Raw genomic sequence first — 23169 nt, forward strand, 5'->3', positions numbered from 1 at the left:
AACTACGCTGCGACATCGTGCTCCTCGCTTGCGGCTTCCCAGACTTCCCGCGCGGCATCCAGGTTCATCAGGGCAATCCCCAAGCCGACGATCAGGTCCGGCCAGGCCGACTGCCACAGATAGGCTGTCGCCAGACCCGCGGCGATGATGGCCACATTGGCGAAGGCATCGTTGCGGGCCGAGAGAAATGCTGCCCGCGTGAGGCTGCCGCTCGTGTGACGGTAGGCGACGAGCAGATAGGCGCAGAAGAGGTTGACCACCAGCGCCCCAAGTCCGGTCAGGGAAAGGGCAAAGGGCTCTGGCGGGACCGGATCCATGAACTTCGCCCAGGCCGTCCAAAGGAAGGCCAGCGCCGGTACCAGTAGAATGAACGCCATCGCCATGCCGACCCGCGCGCGGGTTCGCGCCGTCCAGGCCAGAGCAAAGAAAATCAGCATGTTGACGGAGGCGTCTTCGAGGAAGTCGACGCTGTCGGCCATGAGGGACACCGAGCCGATCGAAAGCGCGACAAGGAGTTCGACCCCGAAATAGCCAAGGTTCAACAGGGAGACGATGAGGACGACGCGGCGCAGGTCGGTATCCACTCGAAAGGTTCCCTTTCTGGCGAGATTCGCCCTCGGCACTTTTTTTGGCGAGATTCGCCCTCGGCACTTTGGCACAGGTGTTAGCAGCAGTTTGCTATCCATAGCACTAGGTTTCGACATCGGTTCCGTTCACACTGCCGTCGTGCCTGACGCCCGACAAATCGTCGCGTGGCGCAACTCGGCCGGGGAGGCGTCGCATGCGTCGATTGACTTTGGGCTGCCCGCTTCCTAATCATCAGGTGTTGGATGGTTCCCCCTTGTCGTGGCGATCTGGGGGAATAATTGGGAATGTGACGGATGGACCCAAATCGGGCATCCTTATCGCAGCCGACCCCGCGACTGTAGAACGGTCAGGGTTCGCCATCGGGTTTGGTGCCGGGCTGTCGGCCGGTTGCATGGGCAATCGGGGCAGGTCGGGGATCAAACCGGAAAAGCCACTGGCGTGGCATCGTGATCAGCCGGGTTTGGACGCCTCTTCTTCTACGAATCGTCCGCCTTTCACGATGTCCCTCACAGCGCCCATGCGTCGGAGACGACGCGCAAAGGTTCGCTGTGGCACCGGAAAGACGCCGGGAAGGTGAGGCGGGCCGCTCGGGCCCTGACATCGGAACCTTGCCGTTTAAGGGCGAGGCGATGTTCGGCCCGTGACGCCGTGAGCCAGGAGACCTGCCATCCGGCATGGGCATTCCGCCCGAGGGGACTTTTGTCTCCAACGCCATCACGGAGGTTGTTTTGGCTCGCAGATGTTTTCAAGAACGCGCCCGTGGCGCGTCCGATGGCTTTTGCCACCGACGGCTGATTTGGGAATGTTGAGGCAGCCACGATGAGCAGTCTCAGCGCCGGGCCCGTGCTGGTCCTTGGCGGCGCCCGTTCCGGCAAGTCCAGCTTTTCCGAGAGGCTCGTCGAAGCGTCCGGCTTCACCATGCATTATGTCGCCACGGGCCGCGCTTGGGACGACGAAATGCGCGAGCGCATCGACCATCACCGGACGCGCCGCGGCGAGGGCTGGACGACGCATGAGGAGCCGCTCGATCTCGTTGGCATCCTTAGACGCATCGATGATCCCAGCCATGTGGTCCTGATCGACTGCCTGACGCTATGGGTAACCAATCTCATGCTGGAAGAGCGCGACATGACGGCGGAGTTCGCCGCCCTTGTTGCGTATCTGCCTGAGGCGCGGGCGCGCCTCGTCTTTGTTTCCAATGAGGTCGGCCTCGGCATCGTGCCCGAGAACCGCATGGCCCGCGAGTTTCGCGACCATGCCGGCCGGCTTCACCAGATCGTTGCGGAGAAATCCGCTGAAGTTTACTTTGTCGCGGCCGGTTTGCCGCTGAAAATGAAGGGTTGATCCATGACCACTGCGAGAGCCAACCAGGGCAAGATCCCGGCGACCGTCATCACCGGCTTCCTCGGCGCCGGCAAGACGACGATGATCCGCAACCTGCTGCAGAACGCCGACGGCAAGCGCATCGCGCTGATCATCAACGAGTTCGGCGATCTCGGCGTCGACGGCGATGTCTTGAAGGGCTGCGGTGCCGAGGCCTGCACCGAGGACGACATCATCGAGCTTACCAATGGCTGCATCTGCTGCACCGTGGCTGACGATTTCATCCCGACCATGACGAAGCTGCTCGAGCGTGAAAACCGCCCTGACCACATCATCATCGAAACCTCGGGCCTTGCCCTGCCGCAGCCGCTGATCGCCGCTTTCAACTGGCCGGATATCCGCAGCGAAGTGACCGTCGATGGCGTCGTCACCGTGGTCGACAGCGCCGCCGTTGCCGCTGGCCGCTTTGCCGACGACCACGACAAGGTCGATGCGCTGCGCGTCGAGGACGACAATCTCGATCACGAAAGCCCGATCGAGGAGCTGTTCGAGGACCAACTGACGGCTGCCGATCTCATCGTTCTCAACAAGACCGACCTGATCGATGCCTCCGGCCTCAAGGCCGTACGCGACGAGGTGTCTTCGCGCACCAGCCGCAAGCCGACGATGATCGAGGCGAAGAACGGCGAAGTCGCCGCTGCCATCCTGCTTGGCCTCGGTGTCGGCACGGAAAGCGATATCGCCAACCGCAAGTCGCATCACGAGATGGAGCACGAGGCAGGTGAGGAGCACGATCACGACGAGTTCGACAGCTTCGTCGTCGAGCTCGGTTCGATCGCCGATCCCTCGGCGTTCATCGATCGCCTGAAGGGCGTGATCGCGGAGCACGACGTTCTGCGCCTCAAGGGCTTTGCCGACGTGCCCGGCAAGCCGATGCGCCTCCTGATCCAGGCGGTCGGCGCCCGCATCGACCAGTATTACGACCGCGCCTGGGGCGCCGGCGAAAAGCGCGGTACGCGCCTCGTCGTCATCGGCCTGCACGACATGGACGAGGCGGCGGTGCGCGCTGCGATTACCGCGCTCGTCTAGATCGTTCTTTGAGTGAAATGATCTAACGCATTGAAATGATGCAGTTCCGGATGGAAAACGCTTTTAGCGTTTTCGTTCGGAATTGCCCCACCGGACAAGACGAATGCATCTGCTTCTCGCCCAGAAAGGAACGATCGCCGACGGCAACGAGGCGATCGACCTTGGGCAAACGCCGGCCGATATCCTTTTCCTATCAGCCGCCGACACCGAGCTCTCCTCGATCGCCGCGGCTCACGGCCGACGCGACGGAGGCTTGAGCCTGCGCATCGCCAGCCTGATGAGCCTGATGCACCCAATGTCGGTCGACACTTACGTCGAGCGCACGGCGCGTCACGCCAAGCTGATCGTCGTCCGGCCACTCGGTGGCGCCAGCTATTTCCGTTATCTGCTGGAAGCCCTGCATGCGGCTGCCGTCACCCATCGTTTCGAGATCGCGGTTCTGCCGGGTGACGACAAGCCGGATCCGGGGCTGGAGCCTTTCTCCACCGTCGCAGCCGACGACCGCCAGCGCCTTTGGGCTTACTTCACCGAAGGCGGCTCGGACAATGCCGGGCTGTTTCTCGACTATGCGGCCGCACTGGTCACAGGTGCGGAGAAGCCGCAGCCGGCAAAGCCCCTGTTGAAGGCCGGCATCTGGTGGCCGGGTGCTGGTGTGATCGGCGTCAGCGAATGGCAGTCCCTTGTGCAGGGACGGATGGTAGCGAGGGAGGGATTCGAACCCCCGACGGTCGGGATCTGCTTTTACCGCGCGCTCGTGCAGAGTGGCGAGACACGGCCTGTGGAGGCGCTGATCGATGCGCTGGAGGCTGAAGGTGTGCGGGCACTGCCGGTGTTTGTCTCAAGCCTCAAGGATGCCGTTTCCGTCGGCACGCTGCAGGCGATTTTTTCCGAGGCCGCACCCGACGTGGTGATGAACGCCACTGGCTTTGCGGTCTCGTCGCCCGGTGCCGACCGTCAGCCGACGGTGCTGGAATCGACCGGTGCGCCGGTGCTGCAGGTGATTTTCTCCGGCTCGTCGCGGGCGCAATGGGAAACGTCGCCGCAGGGGCTGATGGCGCGCGACCTCGCCATGAACGTGGCACTCCCCGAAGTCGATGGCCGCATCCTTGCGCGCGCCGTCTCCTTCAAGGCGGCGTCGATCTATGACGCCAAGGTGGAGGCCAATATCGTCGGCCATGAGCCGCTCGAAGGCCGGGTGCGCTTTGCCGCTGATCTTGCCGTCAACTGGGCGAAGCTGCGCCGGGCAGAGCCCGCCGAGCGCCGCATTGCCATCGTCATGGCCAACTATCCGAACCGCGACGGTCGCCTCGGCAACGGTGTCGGGCTCGACACGCCGGCCGGTACCGTCGAGGTGCTTAGCGCCATGGCACGGGAAGGCTATGCGGTCGGTGAGGTTCCCGCCGATGGCGACGCGCTGATCCGCTTTCTGATGGCCGGGCCGACCAATGCGGCGAGCCATGACCGTGAAATCCGCGAGCGTATTTCGCTGAACGATTACAAAACGTTCTTCGATTCGCTTCCGAAACAGATAAAGGATGAAGTTGCCGGTCGCTGGGGCGTGCCGGAGGCCGATCCCTTTTTCCTCGATGGCGCCTTCGCGCTGCCGCTCGCCCGCTTCGGCGAGGTGATCGTCGGCATCCAACCGGCGCGCGGCTACAACATCGATCCGAAGGAAAGCTACCATTCCCCGGACCTCGTGCCGCCGCATGGCTATCTCGCCTTCTACGCCTTCCTGCGCCAGCAGTTCGGAGCGCAGGCGATCGTCCACATGGGCAAGCACGGCAATCTCGAATGGCTGCCGGGCAAGGCGCTGGCGCTGTCGGAAACCTGCTATCCCGAAGCGATCTTCGGGCCGCTGCCGCACATCTATCCCTTCATCGTCAACGATCCGGGCGAAGGTACGCAGGCCAAGCGCCGCACCAGCGCCGTCATCATCGACCACCTGACCCCGCCCTTGACGCGCGCCGAATCCTACGGCCCGCTCAAGGATCTGGAAGCGCTCGTCGACGAATATTACGACGCCGCCGGCGGTGATCCGCGCCGCCTCAGGCTGCTCAGCCGCCAGATCCTCGATCTCGTGCGCGACATCGGCCTCGACAGCGACGCAGGCATCGACAGGGGCGACAGCGACGACAAGGCGCTGGAAAAGCTCGACGCCTATCTCTGCGACCTCAAGGAAATGCAGATCCGCGACGGCCTGCACATCTTCGGCGTTGCGCCGGAAGGGCGGTTGTTGACGGACCTCACCGTAGCGCTGGCGCGCGTGCCCCGCGGTCTCGGCGAGGGCGGCGACCAGAGCCTGCAGCGGGCGATCGCAGCGGATGCGGGGCTGCGTGGGTTTGCTATTCCCACCTCGGCGGGGGGCAACCCCGCACGCGACGCCCAACCCTTCGACCCGCTCGACTGCGTCATGTCCGACACCTGGTCAGGCCCGAAACCGTCCATCCTCGCTGACCTCTTGGACACCCCCTGGCGCACCGCCGGCGATACGGTTGAGCGCATCGAGTTGCTTGCCGCAAATCTCGTGTCGGGTGAACTGGCTTGCCCGGACCACTGGGCCAACACCCGCGCCGTGCTCGGCGAAATCGAAACGCGCCTGAAGCCGTCGATTTCAAACTCGGGTGCCGCCGAGATGACCGGCTTCCTCACCGGTCTCAGCGGCCGCTTCGTCGCCCCCGGTCCATCGGGTGCGCCGACGCGCGGCCGGCCGGATGTGTTGCCGACGGGGCGCAATTTCTACTCCGTGGATAGCCGCGCGGTGCCGACGCCGGCTGCCTATGAGCTCGGCAAGAAATCGGCCGAGCTTCTGATCCGCCGCTACCTGCAGGACCACGGCGAATGGCCGTCCTCCTTTGGCCTGACCGCCTGGGGTACGGCGAACATGCGCACCGGCGGCGACGACATCGCCCAGGCCCTGGCGCTGATCGGCGCCAAGCCCACCTGGGACATGGTCTCTCGCCGGGTGATGGGCTACGAGATCGTGCCGCTCGCAGTCCTCGGCCGCCCACGCGTCGACGTGACCTTGCGCATTTCCGGCTTCTTCCGCGATGCCTTCCCGGACCAGATCGCGCTCTTCGACAAGGCGATCCGCGCCGTCGGCGCGCTGGAGGAAGACGATGCCGACAACATGATCGCCGCACGCATGCGGGCGGAAAGCCGACGGTTGGAAGCGGAAGGTGTCGAGGCTGCTGAGGCCGCGCGTCGAGCCTCCTACCGCGTCTTCGGCGCAAAGCCCGGTGCCTATGGCGCCGGCCTGCAGGCGCTGATCGACGAGAAGGGTTGGGAAACCAAAGCTGATCTCGCCGAGGCCTATCTTACCTGGGGCGCCTATGCCTATGGCGCCGGCGAGGAGGGCAAGGCCGAGCGCGATCTTTTCGAGGAGCGCCTGCGCACGATAGAGGCGGTGGTGCAGAACCAGGACAACCGCGAGCACGATCTGCTCGACAGCGACGACTACTACCAGTTCGAAGGTGGCATGAGCGCTGCCGCCGAACAGCTCGGCGGTCACCGTCCGGCGATCTACCACAACGACCATTCCCGTCCGGAAAAGCCTGTGATCCGGTCGCTCGAAGAAGAGATCGGCCGCGTGGTCCGGGCCCGCGTCGTCAATCCCAAGTGGATCGATGGCGTCATGCGCCACGGATACAAGGGCGCCTTCGAGATCGCTGCCACGGTCGACTACATGTTCGCCTTTGCCGCGACCACGGGTGCGGTGCGCGACCATCATTTCGAGGCCGCCTACCAGGCGTTCATTGTCGACGAGCGCGTGGCTGACTTCATGCGCGACAAGAACCCGGCCGCCTTTGCCGAGCTTGCCGAACGCCTGCTTGAAGCAATCGACCGCAATCTCTGGACGCCGCGCTCGAATTCGGCGCGGTTTGAACTTGCCGGCATCGGCACGGCAGCAACCCGGCTTCGTGCCGGCAATGAATAGAGCGGTTCCGGGCTGGCGGTAATCCGTCCGGAATTGCTTGCAAACAAGGACCTGGTTCCGTTTCGCTGCTCAGTGAAGTGCGAAAAGGAGCCGAAGCGGGACGAGGGCGTCTGCCCATCCCGAACTTGAGAACTGAGGGAGTGATCATGAGCGACGAGACGACAGTAGGCGGCGAAGCCCCGGCCGAGAAGGACGATGCCCGCCACGCCATGAAGATGGCGAAGAAGAAGGCAGCGCGCGAAAAGATCATGGCGACGAAGACCGACGAGAAGGGTCTGATCATCGTCAACACCGGCAAGGGCAAGGGCAAGTCGACCGCCGGCTTCGGCATGATCTTCCGCCATATCGCCCACGGCATGCCCTGCGCCGTCGTGCAGTTCATCAAGGGTGCGATGGCAACCGGCGAGCGCGAGTTGATCGAGAAGCATTTCGGCGATGTCTGCCAGTTCTATACGCTCGGCGAGGGCTTCACCTGGGAAACGCAGGATCGCGCCCGCGATGTTGCGATGGCTGAAAAGGCCTGGGAGAAGGCGAAGGAACTGATCCGTGACGAGCGCAACTCGATGGTGCTGCTCGACGAGATCAACATTGCTCTGCGCTACGACTACATCGACGTCGCCGAAGTGGTTCGCTTCCTGAAGGAAGAAAAGCCGCACATGACGCATGTGGTGCTCACCGGCCGCAACGCGAAAGAAGACCTGATCGAAATCGCCGATCTCGTCACTGAGATGGAGCTGATCAAGCATCCGTTCCGTTCCGGCATCAAGGCGCAGCAGGGCGTGGAGTTCTGATGAGCCAGAGCTGGCAGTTCTGGGCGCTGCTTTCGGCCGCCTTCGCTGCGCTCACGGCGGTGTTTGCCAAGGTCGGGGTTGCGCAGATCAACTCCGACTTCGCAACGCTGATCCGCACCGTCGTCATCCTCTGCGTGATCGCCGCCATCGTGGCGGCGACAGGGCAGTGGCAGAAGCCATCGGAAATCCCGGGCCGCACCTGGCTGTTCCTGGCGCTGTCAGGGCTTGCGACTGGCGCTTCCTGGCTTGCCTATTTCCGCGCGCTCAAGCTCGGCGACGCCGCCCGCGTGGCGCCGCTCGACAAACTCTCGATCGTCATGGTCGCGATCTTCGGCGTGCTCTTCCTCGGTGAAAAGCTCAACCTGATGAACTGGCTCGGCGTCGCCTTCATTGCCGCCGGGGCGCTGTTGCTGGCGGTGTTTTGAGCGCGCCTGCTCTGGTGCCTGTTCACTGAATGCTCGCCTCAATCAATCCGTAATCCCGACACATGCAGTGGTTGTGACGAGCGGGAGGACGGCATGCAGATTGAAGGCAATTGGAGCGAGCGCCTTCCTGATCCGTCGGGCCACGTCGCGCAGTTCGGCAGACGCTGGAAGCGTCGCAGCCTGAGGGTGAGCCCTGCGTCAGACCCACCGGCGGACACGCCTGCAATAGGCACCGTAGGCGTCGCCGAAGACCTTGGCGAGGTGGGTTTCCTCCATGCGGATCTGGTAGGAAATCGAGATCCAGGCGGAGAGCGCCAGCGCCACCGAGATGACGTTGGGCACCGCCAGCACCGTGCCGATCAGCGCGGTCACCATGCCGACATAGATCGGGTTGCGCGAAAAGGCATAGAGGCCTGAGGTCACAAGCGGCGCGTCCTGCTTTTCAGGGATGCCGATCTTCCAGGAATGACGCATCGCCCATTGCGACAGCATCGTCAGCCCGCCGCCGAGCGTCATCAGCGCCAGGCCGACGGCGTGAAGGATGGGCGTGTCGAGCGCCGGGATCCGGCCGAGGGCAGCATCGACGGAGGCCGGGAGCATGGCGACCGCCAGCAGGTGGATCACCAGCGCTGCGACGATCAGGCGGAAAAGCCTGCCCGCAAACCCTTCCGCATCGTCGCCATAGGTCAGCACGACCGGCGAGCGGCCGGATTGCACACGGCGGAGGATCGCCAGCGCGAGCGTGGACAATCCCACGACGAGCATCAGGATGGCGGGAAGGGTGGTGGACATGGAAACCTCTGGAGCGAGCTGACAAGACAGGAGCGCACGACGGGTAGGCGGCCCATATGAGCGTCTACCCGGCGAAGCATTCTGATCACCTTGCAATCTCTAGTAACTAGAGGTTCAAGCGCCGGACCTGTCCGACTTTCGTCGTGGTTACCGGATCTTATTGCCAAGCGTTGGAGGCTGTCATCGTCGCCCCCGCCGTGTCGGAAGGTCGGCAAAATTCGTCTCTTGACGGTTGCTCCTTCCGTCGAGCGATTGCATAGGCAGGAGGCCGCACCCATGTTAGACCGTCGACAGGCTAAATACGGGTGAACCTTGAAGAATACTCTCAGAGCTGCGGTTGGTGTCGCATCGGTCTTGCTGTTCTTGTCATCAGGTATGGCTGGGCAGGCGCAAACCGTGAAGAGCGGGGCGTCACGAGCTCAAGAAACGACGACCAGCCAGAAGGCGAAACCGAAAACTAAAATGACGCGCAAGCAAAGGGCAGCGGATGAAGCCAAGGCCAAGGCGCTCGCCGAAGCGCGCCGTCCACGGATTTGCAAGACGCGGGAGAACGAATGCAGCTATGGTGCAGGTCCGGTCGGAGAGCAGTGCTCGTGCTGGTCGAAATCCGGTGCGCCTGATCTTGGCATAACTGTCAGGCGTTGACCGCCCGCGACATTCGCGCGGGCAGGCAAGCGTGCGTCGCTCGAAGCGACGCCTGACGCGATAGAAATCACGGGTCGCCTGGTTCGTTCTGAAAGCTTGGGATTGGGTTTAGGTGATGGAAGCCGGCGTTGAACGCAAAATAATGACCGATCTCGAGAACAGCGCGCTCCAGTTTGCAACGCGAGCACACGGCGAACAGAAGCGTAAGTATGACGGTCGGCCCTATATCGTTCATCCGATTGCGGTGGCGGAGATTGTTCGAAGCGTGCCCCATACGCCCGAAATGATCGCCGCAGCGCTGCTTCACGATACGGTCGAAGATACCGACGCGACGCTGCTGGAGCTCAAGGAAGCGTTCGGCCCCAAGGTCGCAACACTGGTTGCGTGGCTCACCGACATATCCACTCCGTTCCACGGCAACCGACAGGTGCGCAAGGAACTGGATCGCCAGCACCTCGCATCGGCGCCCGCCGCGGCGAAAACCGTCAAGCTCGCCGACCTGATCGACAATGCGATAGCGATCAAAGCCGGCGATCCGAATTTCTGGAAAGTGTTCGGCGCCGAGATGAAACGCTTGCTGGAGGTCTTGGGCGACGGCGACGAGACCCTTCTCGCAAAGGCCCGTGCATTGGCGCCGCAATGAGAGTGCTGCCGTCTATCGGCAAGCATGTCTGCGCCATGTCGACCCGGTCAACCGCTCATCCACGATCGCAGAACGGACATGCATGTGCGGTTTTGCCCGCCGGTGTGGCCCAGCCACGCCTCACAGGCTGCGCGGTTGCGGCCGTTAGGACAGCGCAGAATTTGCCGAGCGCGCCGCGCCTCAATGCCCCAGCCAGATCCTCAAGGGATGCGTCGGATCTGCGAGCAGCCGGATCGCGAGCGCGATCGAGACGATGACGAGCAGCGGCTTGATGATCTTGGCGCCCTTGGCCATGGCATAGCGCGAGCCGACCTGGGCGCCGAGGAACTGGCCGAGGCCCATCAACAGGCCGACCTTCCAGAGGATGGCGCCGAAGAAGAGGAAGACGCCGAAGGCGCCGACGTTGGAGCCGAAGTTGAGGAACTTCGTGTGCGCCGTCGCCTTCAACACGCCGAAGCCGGCGAGGGTAACGAAGCCGAGCATGAAGAACGAGCCGGTGCCGGGGCCGAAGACGCCGTCATAAAAGCCGATTAGCGGCACCAGCGTCAGCGTGAAGACGAAGGGGGTGACGCGGCTGTGCTGGTCGACGTCGCCCATGTTCGGCTTCAGGCCGAAATAAAGCGCAATGGCGATCAGCAGAAAGGGCAGGATCGCCTTCAGCACGTCGCCGGGAACGATGGTTGCGAGCAGGGCGCCGAGCACGGCGCCGGCGGCCGACATCAGCGCCATCGGCAGCTGCTCTTTCAGGTTCACGTGGCCGCGCCGGGCATAGGACAGCGTGGCCGAGCCGGAGCCGAACAATCCCTGCAGCTTGTTGGTGCCGAGCGTCTGCAAGGGCGGGATGCCCGCAATGAGCATGGCCGGAATGGTGATCATGCCACCGCCGCCGGCGATCGAATCGATGAAGCCTGCGATGAAGGCGGCGACGAACAGGAAGGCGAGCAGGTGGAAGGCGAGATCTTGCACGGCGGGGACTCGAGAGGAGAGCTGTCAGGCGGGATTTTCCGCCTTGTGTCAGAGCCCGGCGCGATTTGCAAAGCCTTCTGTCGCGGTGTTGCTGTCCATGCAGGTGTCGAAATTGAAAAACCGACAAAGATTCAAAGCCTTGTTCCGGCTCGCTGTCTTTCTGGATGGAGGCGCTCTCGCCCGCATGGTGCCGAAGAAGGGCTGTCCTTGCGATACGGCAGGGGGAGACGAGTTTCCTCAAACGCGACATGGCGATGGCGCAATCCGGTTTGACCGGCCTTCCGCGCTCCGGTAAAAATGAAGGATATGCGACGGCGTCCGCTTTGGCGGACTGAAAGAGCGTCCGGTGCGGCCGACCCAGCCAGGGGGCCATCAGCCGGTGCTGTCCAGATCGGCCGGGACGGATCGTCCCAGCCGGCGCTTCGTTAAGGAGAACAACGAAGGGAGCCGGCCGCCGATGCCATCGGGCAAACACTCTGCACAGACGACGAAAGCAGGAGCCGGGCTGGTGCTCGGGCTCGGCTGCGAGCGTCGCACGCCGGCCGAAGAGGTGATCGCCCTTGCCGAGCGTGCGCTTGCCGATGCCGGTGCTGCGCCCGGCGATCTGCGGCTGGTCGCCTCGCTCGATGCTCGCGCCGAGGAGCCGGCGATCCTGGCGGCCGCTCAGCATTTCTCGGTTCCGGCCGCGTTCTACGATGCCGCCACGCTCGAAGCCGAAGCTTCCCGGCTCGCCAACCCCTCCGAGATCGTCTTTGCCTACACGGGTTGTCATGGCGTTGCCGAGGGCGCAGCGCTCGTCGGTGCCGGTCGCGAAGCCGTGCTGATTGTGCAGAAGATCGTCTCCGCCCATGCGACGGCCGCACTTGCCGGGCCGGCGACCTTACGCGCCGAAAAGCGCATCCAGGCGGCGGAGGCTGTCTGATGCGTTCTTATGTTGTTGAATTGAATCAATCTTTTGCCCGGGGTTTCTCTCAAGTGGAATCCGGTTCTTTAGAGAGCGCGTCAGGCGTGCCTTTGGGTGGCGCCGAAATACAGGTGGGACAGCACGCATGATCGACGACCTCTTTGCCGGATTGCCGGCGCTCGAAAAAGGTTCGGTCTGGCTGGTCGGCGCCGGCCCCGGCGATCCCGGCCTGTTGACGCTGCATGCGGCCAATGCGCTGCGCCAGGCGGATGTGATCGTGCATGATGCGCTGGTCAACGAGGATTGCCTGAAGCTCGCGCGGCCGGGTGCCGTGCTGGAGTTTGCGGGCAAGCGTGGCGGCAAGCCGTCGCCGAAGCAGCGCGACATCTCGCTTCGCCTCGTCGAACTCGCGCGCGCCGGCAACCGGGTGCTGCGCCTCAAAGGCGGCGATCCGTTCGTCTTCGGTCGCGGTGGCGAGGAGGCGCTGACGCTGGTCGAGCACCAGGTGCCGTTCCGCATCGTGCCCGGCATCACCGCCGGTATCGGCGGGCTTGCCTATGCCGGCATTCCCGTGACCCATCGCGAGGTCAACCACGCGGTCACTTTCCTGACTGGCCATGATTCCTCCGGCCTGGTGCCGGATCGCATCAACTGGCAGGGCATCGCCAGCGGCTCGCCTGTCATCGTCATGTACATGGCGATGAAACATATCGGCGCGATCACCGCCAACCTCATTGCCGGCGGCCGCTCGACCGACGAACCGGTCGCCTTCGTCTGCAACGCCGCGACGCCGCAGCAGGCGGTGCTGGAAACGACGCTTGCGCGCGCAGAGGCCGATGTCGCGGCGGCAGGGCTGGAGCCGCCGGCGATCGTCGTCGTCGGCGAGGTGGTGAGGCTTCGCGCAGCGCTCGACTGGATCGGCGCGCTGGACGGGCGCAAGCTTGCCGCCGACCCGTTCGCCAATCGCATTCTCAGGAACCCGGCATGAGCGGATTGCTGATTGCCGCACCCGCGTCCGGCTCCGGCAAGACGACAGTGACGCTCGGGCTGATGCGCGCCCTGAAGAGGCGCGGCGTGGCGATCGCGCCCGGCAAGGCGGGGCCGGACTATATCGATCCCGCTTTCCACGCGGCAGCGACCGGCGAGCCCTGCTTCAACTACGACCCCTGGGCGATGCGCCCGGAACTGCTGCTTGCCAATGCGTCGCATGCCGCCTCCGGCGGGCGCACATTGATCGTCGAGGCGATGATGGGACTGCATGACGGTGCTGCCGACGGCTCGGGAACGCCAGCGGACCTCGCCGCGACGCTGAACCTTGCGGTCATTCTGGTGGTCGATTGCGCCCGCATGTCCCAGTCGGTTGCCGCCCTCGTGCGCGGCTATGCGGATCATCGCGACGATATCCGGGTGGTCGGCGTCATCCTCAACAAGGTCGGCAGCGACCGGCATGAAATGATGTTGCGCGATGCGCTCGGCAAGGTGCGCATGCCTGTCTTCGGCGTGCTCCGGCAGGACAGCGCATTGCAACTGCCGGAGCGCCATCTCGGGCTCGTGCAGGCGGGCGAACACTCAGCGCTTGAGGGCTTCATCGAGGCGGCGGCCGCGCGGGTCGAGGCTGCCTGCGATCTCGACGCCATCCGCCTGATCGCGACGATTTTCCCGCAGGTGCCCGCGGCGGCCGATGCCGAGCGTTTGCGGCCGCTCGGTCAGCGCATCGCGGTCGCGCGCGATATCGCCTTTGCCTTCTGCTACGAGCACCTGCTTTACGGCTGGCGGCAAGGCGGCGCGGAGATTTCCTTCTTCTCGCCGCTCGCCGACGAGGGGCCGGATGCGGCAGCCGATGCCGTCTATCTTCCGGGGGGCTATCCGGAGCTGCATGCGGGGCAGCTGAGCGCCGCCGCCCGATTCCGTTCCGGCATGCATTTCGCGGCGGAACGCGGCGCCCGCATCTTCGGCGAATGCGGCGGCTATATGGTGCTCGGTGAAGGGCTTGTCGCTGCCGATGGCACACGCTACGACATGCTCGGCCTGCTGCCGCTCGTAACCAGTTTTGCCGAGCGCAGGCGGCACCTCGGCTATCGCCGCGTCGTGCCTGTCGACAACGCCTTCTTCGATGGACCCATGACGGCGCACGAATTCCACTATGCGACTATCATCGCCGAAGGGGCGGCCGATCGGCTGTTTGCGGTCAGCGACGCCGCCGGCGAGGATCTCGGCCAGGCGGGCCTCCGGCGCGGCCCTGTCGCCGGTTCCTTCATGCATCTGATCGACGTCGCAGGTGCTGCATGAGCGCACCGATCGTTCATGGTGGCGGCATCACCGAGGCCGCAGCGCGCTATGGCGGCCGGCCTGAAGACTGGCTCGATCTGTCGACCGGCGTCAATCCATGCCCCGTCGCCTTGCCCGCGGTCCCTGAGCGCGCCTGGCACCGGCTGCCGGATCGGCAGACGGTAGATGATGCGCGGAGCGCCGCCGCCGACTACTACCGCACCAACGGCGTGCGGCCTTTGCCGGTGCCGGGCACCCAGTCGGTGATCCAGCTCCTGCCACGTCTTGCTCCGGCCAACAGGCACGTCGCGATTTTCGGGCCGACCTATGGCGAGTATGCCCGCGTGCTTGAAGCGGCCGGCTTTGCTGTCGATCGCGTCGCGGATGCCGACGCGCTCACGGCCGAACATGGGCTTGTCATCGTCGTCAACCCCAACAACCCGACCGGCCGCGCCTTGGCGCCGGCGGAGCTTCTGGCGATCGCCGCAAGGCAGAAGGCGAGCGGCGGACTGCTGCTGGTCGATGAGGCCTTCGGCGATCTTGAGCCGCAACTGAGTGTCGCTGGTCACGTGCCAGGGCAGGGCAACCTCATCGTCTTCCGCTCCTTCGGCAAGTTCTTCGGCCTTGCGGGCCTGCGCCTCGGCTTCGTCGTTGCGACCGAGCCAGTGCTTGCGTCCTTTGCCGATTGGCTCGGTCCCTGGGCTGTCTCCGGCCCGGCGTTGACGATCTCGAAAGCGCTGATGCAGGGCGATACGAAGGCGATCGCGGCGGGCATCCTCGAGCGTCGCGCCGGCCTCGACGCGGCTCTCGATGGGGCAGGGCTCAACCGTATCGGCGGCACGGGGCTATTCGTGCTGGTCGAGCATCCCAGGGCGGCTCTGCTGCAGGAACGGCTCTGCGAGGCCCATATTCTCACGCGCAAGTTCGACTATGCCCCGACCTGGCTCAGGATCGGTCTTGCGCCTGACGCGGCCGGTGACCGACGGCTGGCGGACGCGCTTGCCCGCATGGAGCTCTGAGGTGTCGGAGACGATCCTGCTCATTCTCGCGCTGGCGCTGGTGATCGACCGCGTTGTCGGCGATCCGGACTGGCTCTGGGCGCGCGTGCCGCATCCGGTCGTGTTTTTCGGCAAGGCCATCGGCTTTTTCGACGCCCGGCTGAACCGGGAGGACCTCGAGGATGGTGCCCGCAAATTTCGTGGCGTCGTCATGATCCTGCTGTTGCTTGGCATCAGCGCCTGGTTCGGCCATCTGCTGCATCGCCTGTTCACCGTCTTCGGACCGCTCGGCTTTCTGCTCGAGGCGGTTGTGGTCGCGGTCTTCCTGGCGCAGAAGAGCCTCGCCGATCACGTGCGTCGCGTGGCCGGGGGCTTGCGACAAGGCGGGCTGGAAGGCGGACGTGCCGCCGTGTCGATGGTCGTTGGTCGCGATCCAAAGACGCTCGACGAGCCGGCGGTCTGCCGTGCCGCGATCGAAAGCCTTGCCGAGAATTTCTCCGACGGCGTCGTGGCGCCGGCCTTCTGGTACGCGATTGCCGGCCTGCCCGGGCTTCTTGCCTACAAGATGCTGAACACCGCCGATTCGATGATCGGCCACAAGTCGCCGAAATATCTGCACTTCGGCTGGGCCTCGGCCCGGCTCGACGATCTCGCCAACCTGCCGGCAGCGAGGCTTTCGATCCTTTTGATCTCAGCCGGTGCGCTGATCCATCGTGGCGTAAGCGCCGCCAAGGATGCGCTGACCGTGGCCCTTCGCGACCACGGCCTGCACCGCTCGCCGAACTCCGGCTGGCCGGAAGCGGCCATGGCCGGCGCGCTCGATCTGCAGCTTGCCGGTCCGCGGATCTATGGCGGCGTCAAGGTCAGCGAACCGATGATCAACGGTCCGGGCCGAGCGGTTGCAACAAGCGAAGACATCGACGCCGGTATTGCTGTATTTTATGGCGCCTGCACGGTCATGGCCGGGTTTGTTCTTGCAATCGCAATGATTTGATCGCGGAAGTTGACCTTCGCATTAAGACTCTGCTTTCCATATGTATTAAGATCGTATCATATTCGATCAGTTATTCTCCTGGAACGTTTGGTTCCACCGGTACGTGTTCGTCTTCCCGGAGAGAGAAGCATGCGCAAAAGCTTTCTGACTGCGCTGATTGCCGCTCTGCTGCAGTTTGCCGTTCAACCCGCGAACGCCGCCAATCTCATTGCCGATATCAGCCTGTCGTCGCAGACGATGACCGTGCGGCAATACGGCGTCGTCATGTATCGCTGGAAGGTGTCGACGGCGCGCAAGGGCTATGTGACGCCACGCGGCAGCTGGAGCGCCAAATGGCTCTCTCGCAACCACCGTTCACGCAAATACGACGACGCGCCGATGCCATATGCCGTGTTCTTCAACGGCGGCTACGCCATCCACGCCACCTACGACATCAAGCGGCTCGGCCGCCCGGCATCGCACGGCTGCGTGCGGCTGCATCCAAACAACGCGGCGGAGTTTTTTGCGCTGACGCGGGAACATGGGCTGAAGAACACGCGGATCGTAATTACGCGGTGACGCCTGCCTAGCCAGCCCCTCATCCCCCTGCCGGGACCTTCTCTCTGTTTTGAAGGGGAGAAGGGATCCGAGGCACCGTTTCCGCTTCATCTCCGATCGTTTCGTAAGAAGTGAACGGTAGAATGCGCGTCCCCATCTTCAACGTGACTGCTTGGCTTTCCTCGGGGTAAACCCGAGGAGAGGGCAATTCTGTCGGGCACTTGATGAGGCAGCTAAGAGCCGCTGGCGACCGTCAGTCGATGCCTGCCACATGCATCAGCCGGTCGAGGCTCGGCACGGTGACGTGGCGGCTGTTTTCGATGCGGATGACATTCTCCTTGCGGAGCTTGGTGATCTGGCGGCTGACGGTCTCGATGGTCAGGCCGAGATAGTCGGCGATGTCGGCGCGCGACAGCGGCAGGTCGAACACGTTCGAGGTGCCGTTTTCCGGGTCGATGTGAGTCGCGATGATGTAGAGGAAGCTTGCGACCTTCTCCTGCGCGGTCTTGCGGCCAAGGGTGAGCATCCAGTCGCGCGCTTCGTCCAGTTCCTTCAGCGCCTGCTCGTGCAGCCGGTGTTCCAGCCCGGGAGCCTCGGAGACCAGCCGCTCGATGACGTTGCGCGGGAAGCAACAGATGTCGGTGTCGACAGCCGCTTCCGCCGTCAGCGCGCTTTCGCGGGTGAAGGGCCGGCCCATGAAATCAGGGGCGAACTGCAGGCCGACGATCTGCTGGCGGCCGTCGGCCAGCACCTTGCTGAGCTTGACGACGCCGGAGATGATATTTGCGTAGCTGTCGGTGGTTTCTCCCTGGCCGATGACCTCGCGGCCGGGCTCGATGCTGCGGCGGGTGGAGTGACGGCTGAGGTCGAGAAGCTGATCCGGAGAGAGCGTACCGCAAACGCCGCCATGGCGCGCCTCGCAGGCGGAGCAGACGGCTGGAACGTCCGAATTATGGATATCCTTGCGGCGATGTTCGTTCACGATCTGCAATTCTTTCTACCTGCATTCCATTGCTCCCTGGATGACCAAAGAGGATGCGGGTCGTTAAATCAAGAGTTGACAGGTGCTAATTCCGAAAGCGCGAAACAATGTCTCATGCTGGCTTGAGCATTGTCAATTTTAACGTGTTAATTCGCCGACTTGATCAAAATCAAAGGCCTCATTGCCGATCCGTCCTAAGCCGTTTTCACGACAGCGGAGAGACTGATGGACGACGCGCTAATCCTCAAGCATGCGAACCCCGTGCCACGCTACACCAGCTACCCGACCGCGCCGCATTTTTCCGAAGCGGTGGGGCCGGTTGACTATCAAAGCTGGCTCGGGGCGATCGGTCCGGATGAGGCGATCTCGCTCTATGCTCACGTGCCCTATTGCGACCGGCTCTGTTGGTTCTGTGCTTGCCATACCAAGCAGACGCTGCGGTATGATCCGGTGGCAACCTACCTCACGGGCCTGCATCGGGAGATTGCAGAGATTGGCGGGCGGGTGAGCCGCGAAGCCAAGGTAACGGCCCTGCATTTCGGCGGCGGCTCGCCGACGCTCGTCAGGCCCGACGACCTGATCGCGCTGAAGCGCGCCTTTACCGATCACTTCACCTTCGCGGCTGATTGCGAGATCAGCGTCGAGATGGATCCGAACGATCTCGACGAAGCGCGCCATGATGCGTTGGCGGAGATCGGTATGACGCGGGCGAGCTTCGGCATCCAGGATTTCGACCCCGTCGTGCAGAAGGCGATCAACCGCATCCAGACCTTCGAGCAGACGCGTGACGCGATCGAGGCATCACGGGTAAGGGGCGTGCATTCGGTCAATTGCGACGTGCTCTATGGTTTGCCCTATCAGAGCCTCCAGTCGCTTGAGCGCACCATGGAGGCGGTGCTTTCGCTCGACCCCGATCGCGTCGCACTCTTCGGCTACGCCCATGTGCCGTGGATGAAGACGCATCAGAAGATGATCCCGGACGAAAGCCTGCCCGGCATCGTCGAGCGCTTCGCGCAGATGAGTCGCGCGGCCGAAATGCTGGCTGCCGCCGGCTACGAGGCCATCGGTATCGATCATTTTGCGAAGCCCGATGACAGCCTGGCGCGGGCCAGCCGGGAAGGGCGTCTCCGTCGCAATTTCCAGGGCTATACCGACGATGCCGCCGAAACGCTCGTTGGGCTTGGCGCCTCCGCGATCGGCCAGTTTCGTCAAGGTTATGTCCAGAACATGCCGGCGACCGGTGAGTATCTGCGCCATGTTGAAAACACGGGGCTCGCTGCGGTCCGCGGTTATCGCTTCACACCGGACGACACTTTGAGAGCAAAAGTGATTGCCGACGTCATGTGCCGTTTTGCCTTCTCCTTTGCTGAGGTTGAGGAAGCGTTTCCCGGGCTGGCAGGGGCTGTGATCGAGGAGGCACGGCTGTTTCGGGCGCGCGACGTGGATGGGCTGACGACGATCGAAAACGGGGTTTTCCGCCTGACTGAACGCGGCAGGCCCTTTGCCCGCTCGGTTGCAGCCACCTTCGACGCCTATCTCGGCAACGGTCGGGGCCGGCATTCGGTGGCCGTCTGACCCCATGCTCTGTCGCAACACCGTTTTCCAATTCGAAAGCCTTTGCCATCAAGGCCATTGGCTTTTGCGGCGCATTTACCTATAGGATCGCCGAGACTCGACTTAAAATATTAGAGGTATGCGCGTGACAGCTACATTCGACAAGGTTGCCGACATCATCGCGGAAACGAGCGAGATCGATCGCGAGACGATTACGCCGGAAAGCCACACGATCGACGATCTCGGCATCGACAGCCTGGACTTCCTCGACATCGTGTTTGCGATCGACAAGGAATTCGGCATCAAGATTCCGCTCGAGCAGTGGACGCAGGAAGTCAACGAAGGCAAGGTTTCGACCGAAGAATACTTCGTTCTGAAGAACCTCTGCGCCAAGATCGACGAACTGCGGGCTGCCAAGGGCTGATCGGGCTTTCGCCCGAGCCTTGCCACTCGATTTCCAATGCCGCCCGTCGCGCCCCGCGCTTGACAGGCGGCATTGGCGTTTTTACTTGAGCCCGAAACCAACAGGGTGAGCCTCAATGCTCCTTGAATACTTCCAGATGATCGACCGTGTCGAAACGGTCGATCTTTCGGCTGGCCGGCTGACGGCGCGGTCCGTCGTGCCGGAGAAGAGCCCGGTGTTCGAAGGCCATTTCCCAGGCTACCCGCTGGTGCCCGGCGTGCTTCTGATCGAGACCATGGCGCAGGCCTCCGGTTTCCTGGTGCTCGCCGCCACCAATTTCGCCGCCATGCCCTTCCTGATGTCGGTCGACGGCGCCAAGATGCGGACCTTCGTCGAGCCCTCGGCCGAACTCGAGATCGAGGCTTTCCTCGAGCATGAAGGTTCGGGCTTTGCCGTCACCAAGGCGAAGATCACCTCTGGCGGCAAGAAGGTCTGCGATGCCCAGCTGAAACTGAGAACGATGCCGTTCGATCAGGTTCCGCTCGGCGATATCGTGCGCAAGCGGGCTGGAGAAGTGGGTCTGATGGCGGCGCTTTCGGCGGCAGCCGGTTCGGAGAAGTAAGATGAGCAAATCTGCAAACGACGTTGTCATTACCGGCGTCGGTATCGTCACCAGCCAGGGCGTCGGCGTCGAGCCGCATCTGGCGCTGCTTACCGCCGGCACGTCGCCGGCCGTGCGCGTCGAGACCGAAAAGTTCAGCCCCTATCCGGTGCACCCGCTGCCGGAGATCGACTGGTCGCAGCAGATCGCCAAGCGTGGCGACCAGCGGCAAATGGAAAACTGGCAGCGTCTCGGCGTTTTTTCCGCGGGCCTGGCGCTCGATGACGCCGGTCTCAAGGACAATCTCGAAGCCTGCGGCAGCATGGACATGATCGTCGCTGCCGGCGGCGGCGAGCGTGACATCAACGTCGATTCGCTGATCGTCGACGAGGCGCTGAAGCGCAACGACCGCGAACAGCTCCTCAATGAAAAGCTGACGACCGAACTGCGCCCCACGCTGTTCCTGGCCCAGCTTTCGAACCTGCTCGCCGGCAACATCTCGATCGTGCACAAGGTCACCGGTTCGTCGCGCACCTTCATGGGCGAGGAAGCGGCCGGCATCTCGGCGATCGAAACCGCCTTTGCCCGGATCAAGGCCGGCCAGTCGACCCATACGCTCGTCGGCGGCGCGTTTTCGGCCGAGCGCCTCGACATCATGCTGATGATCGAGGCGATCCAGGGCCAGGCGACCGGTGACTGGCACCCGATCTGGTCGCGCAGCCGCGACAACGGCGGCGGCATGATCCCCGGGTCGGTCGGAGCCTTCCTGGTGCTGGAATCACGCGAGTACGCCGAAGCCCGTGGTGCCCGCATCTATGCGACGATCGACGCGATCGGCAGCGACCGCGGCAGCCGCGCTGACGGCAAGCTCGAAGCACGCCTTGCGGACCTTGCGAAACCGGCCGAAAAGCTCGACCCGGCAGGCACCGTGGTCTTTTCCGGCACGTCAGGCTTTCATGATCTCGTCGCCAGCGAAAAGGCGTTCCTGCAGGCCAAGCTGGCCGGCGCGCCGGTGCGTGCCTATGGCGGCGTCGTCGGGCACAGCATCGAGGCGCAGTTTCCGGCGGGCCTCGCGCTTGCTGCACTCACGCTTGGCCACGGCGCCAAGGTACCGGCCTTCGACGGCAGCTTCGAAAAGCCGATGACGGCTGCTGCCCGGTCGGCGGTCGTGACCACCGTCGGTCATTCACGCGGCGAAGGCGTCGCGGTCCTTTCGGCCGAATAAGAGGAACGATTGATGAGCAACGCTTACAAGGATCATCTCGGTCGTCCGATCGTCGCCGTCACTGGCATGGGCGTCATCACCTCGCTCGGGCAGGGCCTGGAAGACAACTGGTCAGCGCTGACCGGCGGCGTCTCCGGCATCCGCAAGATCACCCGTTTCCCGACGGAGGGTCTCAACACCCGCATCTCCGGCATGGTCGATTTCATCGAGGTGCCGGCGGCCAACTCCGTCGAGCGCTCCTACGCCATGGCGCGCGAGACGACGCTGGAAGCGCTGGCGCAGGCCGGGCTTTCCGGCGACTTCAACGGTCCGCTGTTTCTGGCCGCCCCGCCGATCGAGCCGGAATGGAGCGCGCGCTTCGAGCTTGCCGACCGCTCGCCGCCTTCCGAACAGCCGGGCGATGCGTACAACCGTTTCCTCGCCGCGATGCGCCAGAAGGCCGATCCGGTGTTCCATGAGGCCGTGCTCTTCGGCTCGATCTCCGAGCGCCTTGCCGATCGCTTCGGCACGCGCGGCCTGCCGGTGACGCTCTCGACGGCCTGTGCCTCGGGCGCGACCGCGATCCAGCTCGGCGTCGAGGCGATCCGCCAGGGCCGCACCGATCGTGCGCTGACGGTAGCGACCGATGGTTCGGTCAGCGCCGAAGCACTCATCCGCTTTGCGCTGCTTTCCGCGCTCTCCACCCAGAACGATCCGCCGGAGAAGGCCTCCAAGCCCTTCACAAAGGATCGGGACGGCTTCGTCATCGCCGAAGGCGCTGCGACCCTGGTGCTCGAATCGCTGGAAGCTGCCGTTGCCCGCGGCGCCCGCGTCTACGGCATCCTGAAGGGCTGCGGCGAGAAGGCCGATCTCTTCCACCGCACGCGCTCGTCGCCCGACGGCGGCCCGGCGATTGCGACGATCCGCGCGGCCCTTGCCGACGCCGGCATCGACGAAGGCGGCATCGGCTACATCAACGCGCACGGCACCTCGACGCCCGAAAACGACAAGATGGAATATCTGTCGATGTCTGCCGTCTTCGGTGAGCATCTGCCGTCGATCCCGGTCTCGTCGAACAAGTCGATGATCGGCCACACCCTGACGGCCGCCGGCGCGGTCGAGGCGGTGTTCTCGATTCAGACGATGCTGACGGGCACGCTGCCGCCGACGATCAACTACCAGAACCCCGATCCGGCGATCGTGCTCGACGTGGTGCCGAACGTGAAACGCAGCCAGCAGGTGTCTGCGGTGCTGTCGAACTCCTTCGGTTTCGGCGGCCAGAACGCCAGCCTGGTGATGACGGCCGAGCCGGCTTGAGCCGGACCTGGTGAAACGAAATACCCCCCTCTGGCCGGCCGCGCGTCGATCTCCCCCAACAAGGGGGAGATCGACGCGCGGCCGGCCGATCGCTCCAATAACAAGGCCCGATTTCGGTGCTTTTCGTGAAGGGCAAAGGGGTGCCACATCCAATCTCCCCCCTTGTGGAGGAGATGCCCGGCAGGGCAGAGGGGGCTAACGCGCCGCTCTC

22 protein-coding genes are annotated in these 23169 nt (G+C 63.8%); 18 read left to right on the forward strand and 4 right to left on the reverse strand.

The window, feature by feature from the left end; translation table 11 throughout:
• Positions 1-2: 2 nt before the first annotated feature.
• The gene (locus OVA00_RS28010) at positions 3-584 is read right to left on the reverse strand and encodes a cation transporter (protein WP_034788257.1); all 582 of its coding nucleotides are present in this window, start codon (positions 582-584) and stop codon (positions 3-5) included.
• Between the two features lie 823 nt (positions 585-1407).
• On the opposite strand from OVA00_RS28010, the gene cobU reads away from it, so the two are divergent.
• The 5 genes from cobU (at position 1408) to OVA00_RS28035 (ending at position 8150) form a co-directional block, all read left to right on the forward strand.
• A complete protein-coding gene (gene cobU, locus OVA00_RS28015) occupies positions 1408-1932 on the forward strand; it encodes a bifunctional adenosylcobinamide kinase/adenosylcobinamide-phosphate guanylyltransferase (protein ID WP_034788264.1) in 525 nt (174 codons plus the stop codon).
• Between the two features lie 3 nt (positions 1933-1935).
• Complete coding sequence (gene cobW / locus OVA00_RS28020) at positions 1936-3000, forward strand: cobalamin biosynthesis protein CobW (protein ID WP_060520610.1); 1065 nt, start codon at positions 1936-1938, stop codon at positions 2998-3000.
• Positions 3001-3103: 103 nt separating this feature from the next.
• A complete protein-coding gene (gene cobN / locus OVA00_RS28025) occupies positions 3104-6934 on the forward strand; it encodes a cobaltochelatase subunit CobN (RefSeq protein ID WP_268090027.1) in 3831 nt (1276 codons plus the stop codon).
• Between the two features lie 146 nt (positions 6935-7080).
• Positions 7081-7725, forward strand: a complete 645-nt coding sequence (cobO, locus tag OVA00_RS28030) for a cob(I)yrinic acid a,c-diamide adenosyltransferase (protein WP_043617391.1) — start codon at positions 7081-7083, stop codon at positions 7723-7725.
• On the forward strand, positions 7725-8150 hold the full coding sequence (locus OVA00_RS28035) for an EamA family transporter (RefSeq protein WP_034788274.1): 426 nt from the start codon (positions 7725-7727) through the stop codon (positions 8148-8150). The genes cobO and OVA00_RS28035 overlap by 1 nt, the downstream gene beginning before the upstream one ends.
• A gap of 198 nt (positions 8151-8348) precedes the next feature.
• On the opposite strand, the gene OVA00_RS28040 is transcribed toward OVA00_RS28035, so the two are convergent.
• Positions 8349-8942 carry a methyltransferase family protein gene (locus OVA00_RS28040; protein WP_060520613.1) on the reverse strand — a complete coding sequence of 198 codons (594 nt, stop codon included), beginning with the start codon at positions 8940-8942 and terminating at the stop codon, positions 8349-8351.
• A 312-nt stretch (positions 8943-9254) separates the two neighbouring features.
• Here OVA00_RS28040 and OVA00_RS28045 point away from each other — a divergent pair, with 312 nt between their 5' ends.
• Complete coding sequence (locus OVA00_RS28045) at positions 9255-9587, forward strand: hypothetical protein (protein WP_192438213.1); 333 nt, start codon at positions 9255-9257, stop codon at positions 9585-9587.
• A 115-nt stretch (positions 9588-9702) separates the two neighbouring features.
• Positions 9703-10230, forward strand: a complete 528-nt coding sequence (locus OVA00_RS28050) for an HD domain-containing protein (protein WP_113187891.1) — start codon at positions 9703-9705, stop codon at positions 10228-10230.
• 180 nt (positions 10231-10410) lie between these two features.
• Here OVA00_RS28050 and OVA00_RS28055 read toward each other — a convergent pair whose 3' ends face one another.
• Entirely contained in the window at positions 10411-11196 is a 786-nt protein-coding gene (locus OVA00_RS28055; protein WP_060584895.1) for a TSUP family transporter, read from the reverse strand.
• 457 nt (positions 11197-11653) lie between these two features.
• On the opposite strand from OVA00_RS28055, the gene OVA00_RS28060 reads away from it, so the two are divergent.
• From OVA00_RS28060 to OVA00_RS28085, 6 genes are all read left to right on the forward strand, one after another.
• Positions 11654-12118, forward strand: coding sequence for a cobalamin biosynthesis protein (locus OVA00_RS28060; protein ID WP_112976536.1), 465 nt, complete (start codon positions 11654-11656; stop codon positions 12116-12118).
• A 130-nt stretch (positions 12119-12248) separates the two neighbouring features.
• Positions 12249-13088, forward strand: a complete 840-nt coding sequence (gene cobA / locus OVA00_RS28065) for a uroporphyrinogen-III C-methyltransferase (RefSeq protein ID WP_442780575.1) — start codon at positions 12249-12251, stop codon at positions 13086-13088.
• On the forward strand, positions 13085-14389 hold the full coding sequence (locus OVA00_RS28070; RefSeq protein WP_268090028.1) for a cobyrinate a,c-diamide synthase: 1305 nt from the start codon (positions 13085-13087) through the stop codon (positions 14387-14389). The genes cobA and OVA00_RS28070 overlap by 4 nt, the downstream gene beginning before the upstream one ends.
• On the forward strand, positions 14386-15387 hold the full coding sequence (gene cobD, locus OVA00_RS28075; RefSeq protein ID WP_268090030.1) for a threonine-phosphate decarboxylase CobD: 1002 nt from the start codon (positions 14386-14388) through the stop codon (positions 15385-15387). Before OVA00_RS28070 ends, cobD begins: the two co-directional genes overlap by 4 nt.
• Before the next feature lies 1 nt (position 15388).
• A complete protein-coding gene (gene cbiB, locus OVA00_RS28080) occupies positions 15389-16360 on the forward strand; it encodes an adenosylcobinamide-phosphate synthase CbiB (protein WP_268090031.1) in 972 nt (323 codons plus the stop codon).
• A gap of 129 nt (positions 16361-16489) precedes the next feature.
• The gene (locus OVA00_RS28085) at positions 16490-16918 is read left to right on the forward strand and encodes a L,D-transpeptidase (RefSeq protein ID WP_034788308.1); all 429 of its coding nucleotides are present in this window, start codon (positions 16490-16492) and stop codon (positions 16916-16918) included.
• A 232-nt stretch (positions 16919-17150) separates the two neighbouring features.
• Here the strand turns inward: OVA00_RS28085 and OVA00_RS28090 are convergent, their stop codons facing one another.
• On the reverse strand, positions 17151-17888 hold the full coding sequence (locus OVA00_RS28090) for a Crp/Fnr family transcriptional regulator (protein ID WP_051659129.1): 738 nt from the start codon (positions 17886-17888) through the stop codon (positions 17151-17153).
• 216 nt (positions 17889-18104) lie between these two features.
• Between OVA00_RS28090 and hemN the strand changes: the two genes are divergently transcribed.
• The 5 genes from hemN (at position 18105) to OVA00_RS28115 (ending at position 22958) form a co-directional block, all read left to right on the forward strand.
• Positions 18105-19454: an oxygen-independent coproporphyrinogen III oxidase gene (gene hemN, locus OVA00_RS28095; RefSeq protein WP_113506194.1), complete on the forward strand. Its 1350-nt coding sequence runs from the start codon at positions 18105-18107 to the stop codon at positions 19452-19454.
• A gap of 118 nt (positions 19455-19572) precedes the next feature.
• Positions 19573-19857, forward strand: a complete 285-nt coding sequence (locus OVA00_RS28100) for an acyl carrier protein (RefSeq protein ID WP_089044188.1) — start codon at positions 19573-19575, stop codon at positions 19855-19857.
• Between the two features lie 115 nt (positions 19858-19972).
• The gene (locus tag OVA00_RS28105; RefSeq protein ID WP_034788315.1) at positions 19973-20458 is read left to right on the forward strand and encodes a 3-hydroxyacyl-ACP dehydratase FabZ family protein; all 486 of its coding nucleotides are present in this window, start codon (positions 19973-19975) and stop codon (positions 20456-20458) included.
• A 1-nt stretch (position 20459) separates the two neighbouring features.
• Entirely contained in the window at positions 20460-21662 is a 1203-nt protein-coding gene (locus tag OVA00_RS28110) for a beta-ketoacyl-ACP synthase (protein ID WP_060520622.1), read from the forward strand.
• 12 nt (positions 21663-21674) lie between these two features.
• A complete protein-coding gene (locus OVA00_RS28115) occupies positions 21675-22958 on the forward strand; it encodes a beta-ketoacyl-ACP synthase (RefSeq protein ID WP_060520623.1) in 1284 nt (427 codons plus the stop codon).
• Positions 22959-23169 lie beyond the last annotated feature (211 nt).

The sequence above is a fragment of the Ensifer sp. SL37 genome (genome assembly GCF_026672675.1).
Lineage (GTDB): Bacteria > Pseudomonadota > Alphaproteobacteria > Rhizobiales > Rhizobiaceae > Ensifer > Ensifer adhaerens.

Bases quoted from the DNA above. Each gene is read 5' to 3' on its own strand.
- OVA00_RS28100 (WP_089044188.1), top strand. From the start codon at position 19,573: ATGCGCGTGACAGCTACATTCGACAAGGTTGCCGACATCATCGCGGAA.
- OVA00_RS28115 (WP_060520623.1), top strand. From the start codon at position 21,675: ATGAGCAACGCTTACAAGGATCATCTCGGTCGTCCGATCGTCGCCGTC.
- OVA00_RS28105 (WP_034788315.1), top strand. From the start codon at position 19,973: ATGCTCCTTGAATACTTCCAGATGATCGACCGTGTCGAAACGGTCGAT.
- OVA00_RS28070 (WP_268090028.1), top strand. From the start codon at position 13,085: ATGAGCGGATTGCTGATTGCCGCACCCGCGTCCGGCTCCGGCAAGACG.
- OVA00_RS28060 (WP_112976536.1), top strand. From the start codon at position 11,654: ATGCCATCGGGCAAACACTCTGCACAGACGACGAAAGCAGGAGCCGGG.
- cobN (WP_268090027.1), top strand. From the start codon at position 3,104: ATGCATCTGCTTCTCGCCCAGAAAGGAACGATCGCCGACGGCAACGAG.
- cobD (WP_268090030.1), top strand. From the start codon at position 14,386: ATGAGCGCACCGATCGTTCATGGTGGCGGCATCACCGAGGCCGCAGCG.
- OVA00_RS28035 (WP_034788274.1), top strand. From the start codon at position 7,725: ATGAGCCAGAGCTGGCAGTTCTGGGCGCTGCTTTCGGCCGCCTTCGCT.
- cobW (WP_060520610.1), top strand. From the start codon at position 1,936: ATGACCACTGCGAGAGCCAACCAGGGCAAGATCCCGGCGACCGTCATC.
- OVA00_RS28040 (WP_060520613.1), bottom strand. From the start codon at position 8,942: ATGTCCACCACCCTTCCCGCCATCCTGATGCTCGTCGTGGGATTGTCC.
- cobO (WP_043617391.1), top strand. From the start codon at position 7,081: ATGAGCGACGAGACGACAGTAGGCGGCGAAGCCCCGGCCGAGAAGGAC.
- cobU (WP_034788264.1), top strand. From the start codon at position 1,408: ATGAGCAGTCTCAGCGCCGGGCCCGTGCTGGTCCTTGGCGGCGCCCGT.
- OVA00_RS28110 (WP_060520622.1), top strand. From the start codon at position 20,460: ATGAGCAAATCTGCAAACGACGTTGTCATTACCGGCGTCGGTATCGTC.
- OVA00_RS28085 (WP_034788308.1), top strand. From the start codon at position 16,490: ATGCGCAAAAGCTTTCTGACTGCGCTGATTGCCGCTCTGCTGCAGTTT.
- hemN (WP_113506194.1), top strand. From the start codon at position 18,105: ATGGACGACGCGCTAATCCTCAAGCATGCGAACCCCGTGCCACGCTAC.
- OVA00_RS28050 (WP_113187891.1), top strand. From the start codon at position 9,703: ATGGAAGCCGGCGTTGAACGCAAAATAATGACCGATCTCGAGAACAGC.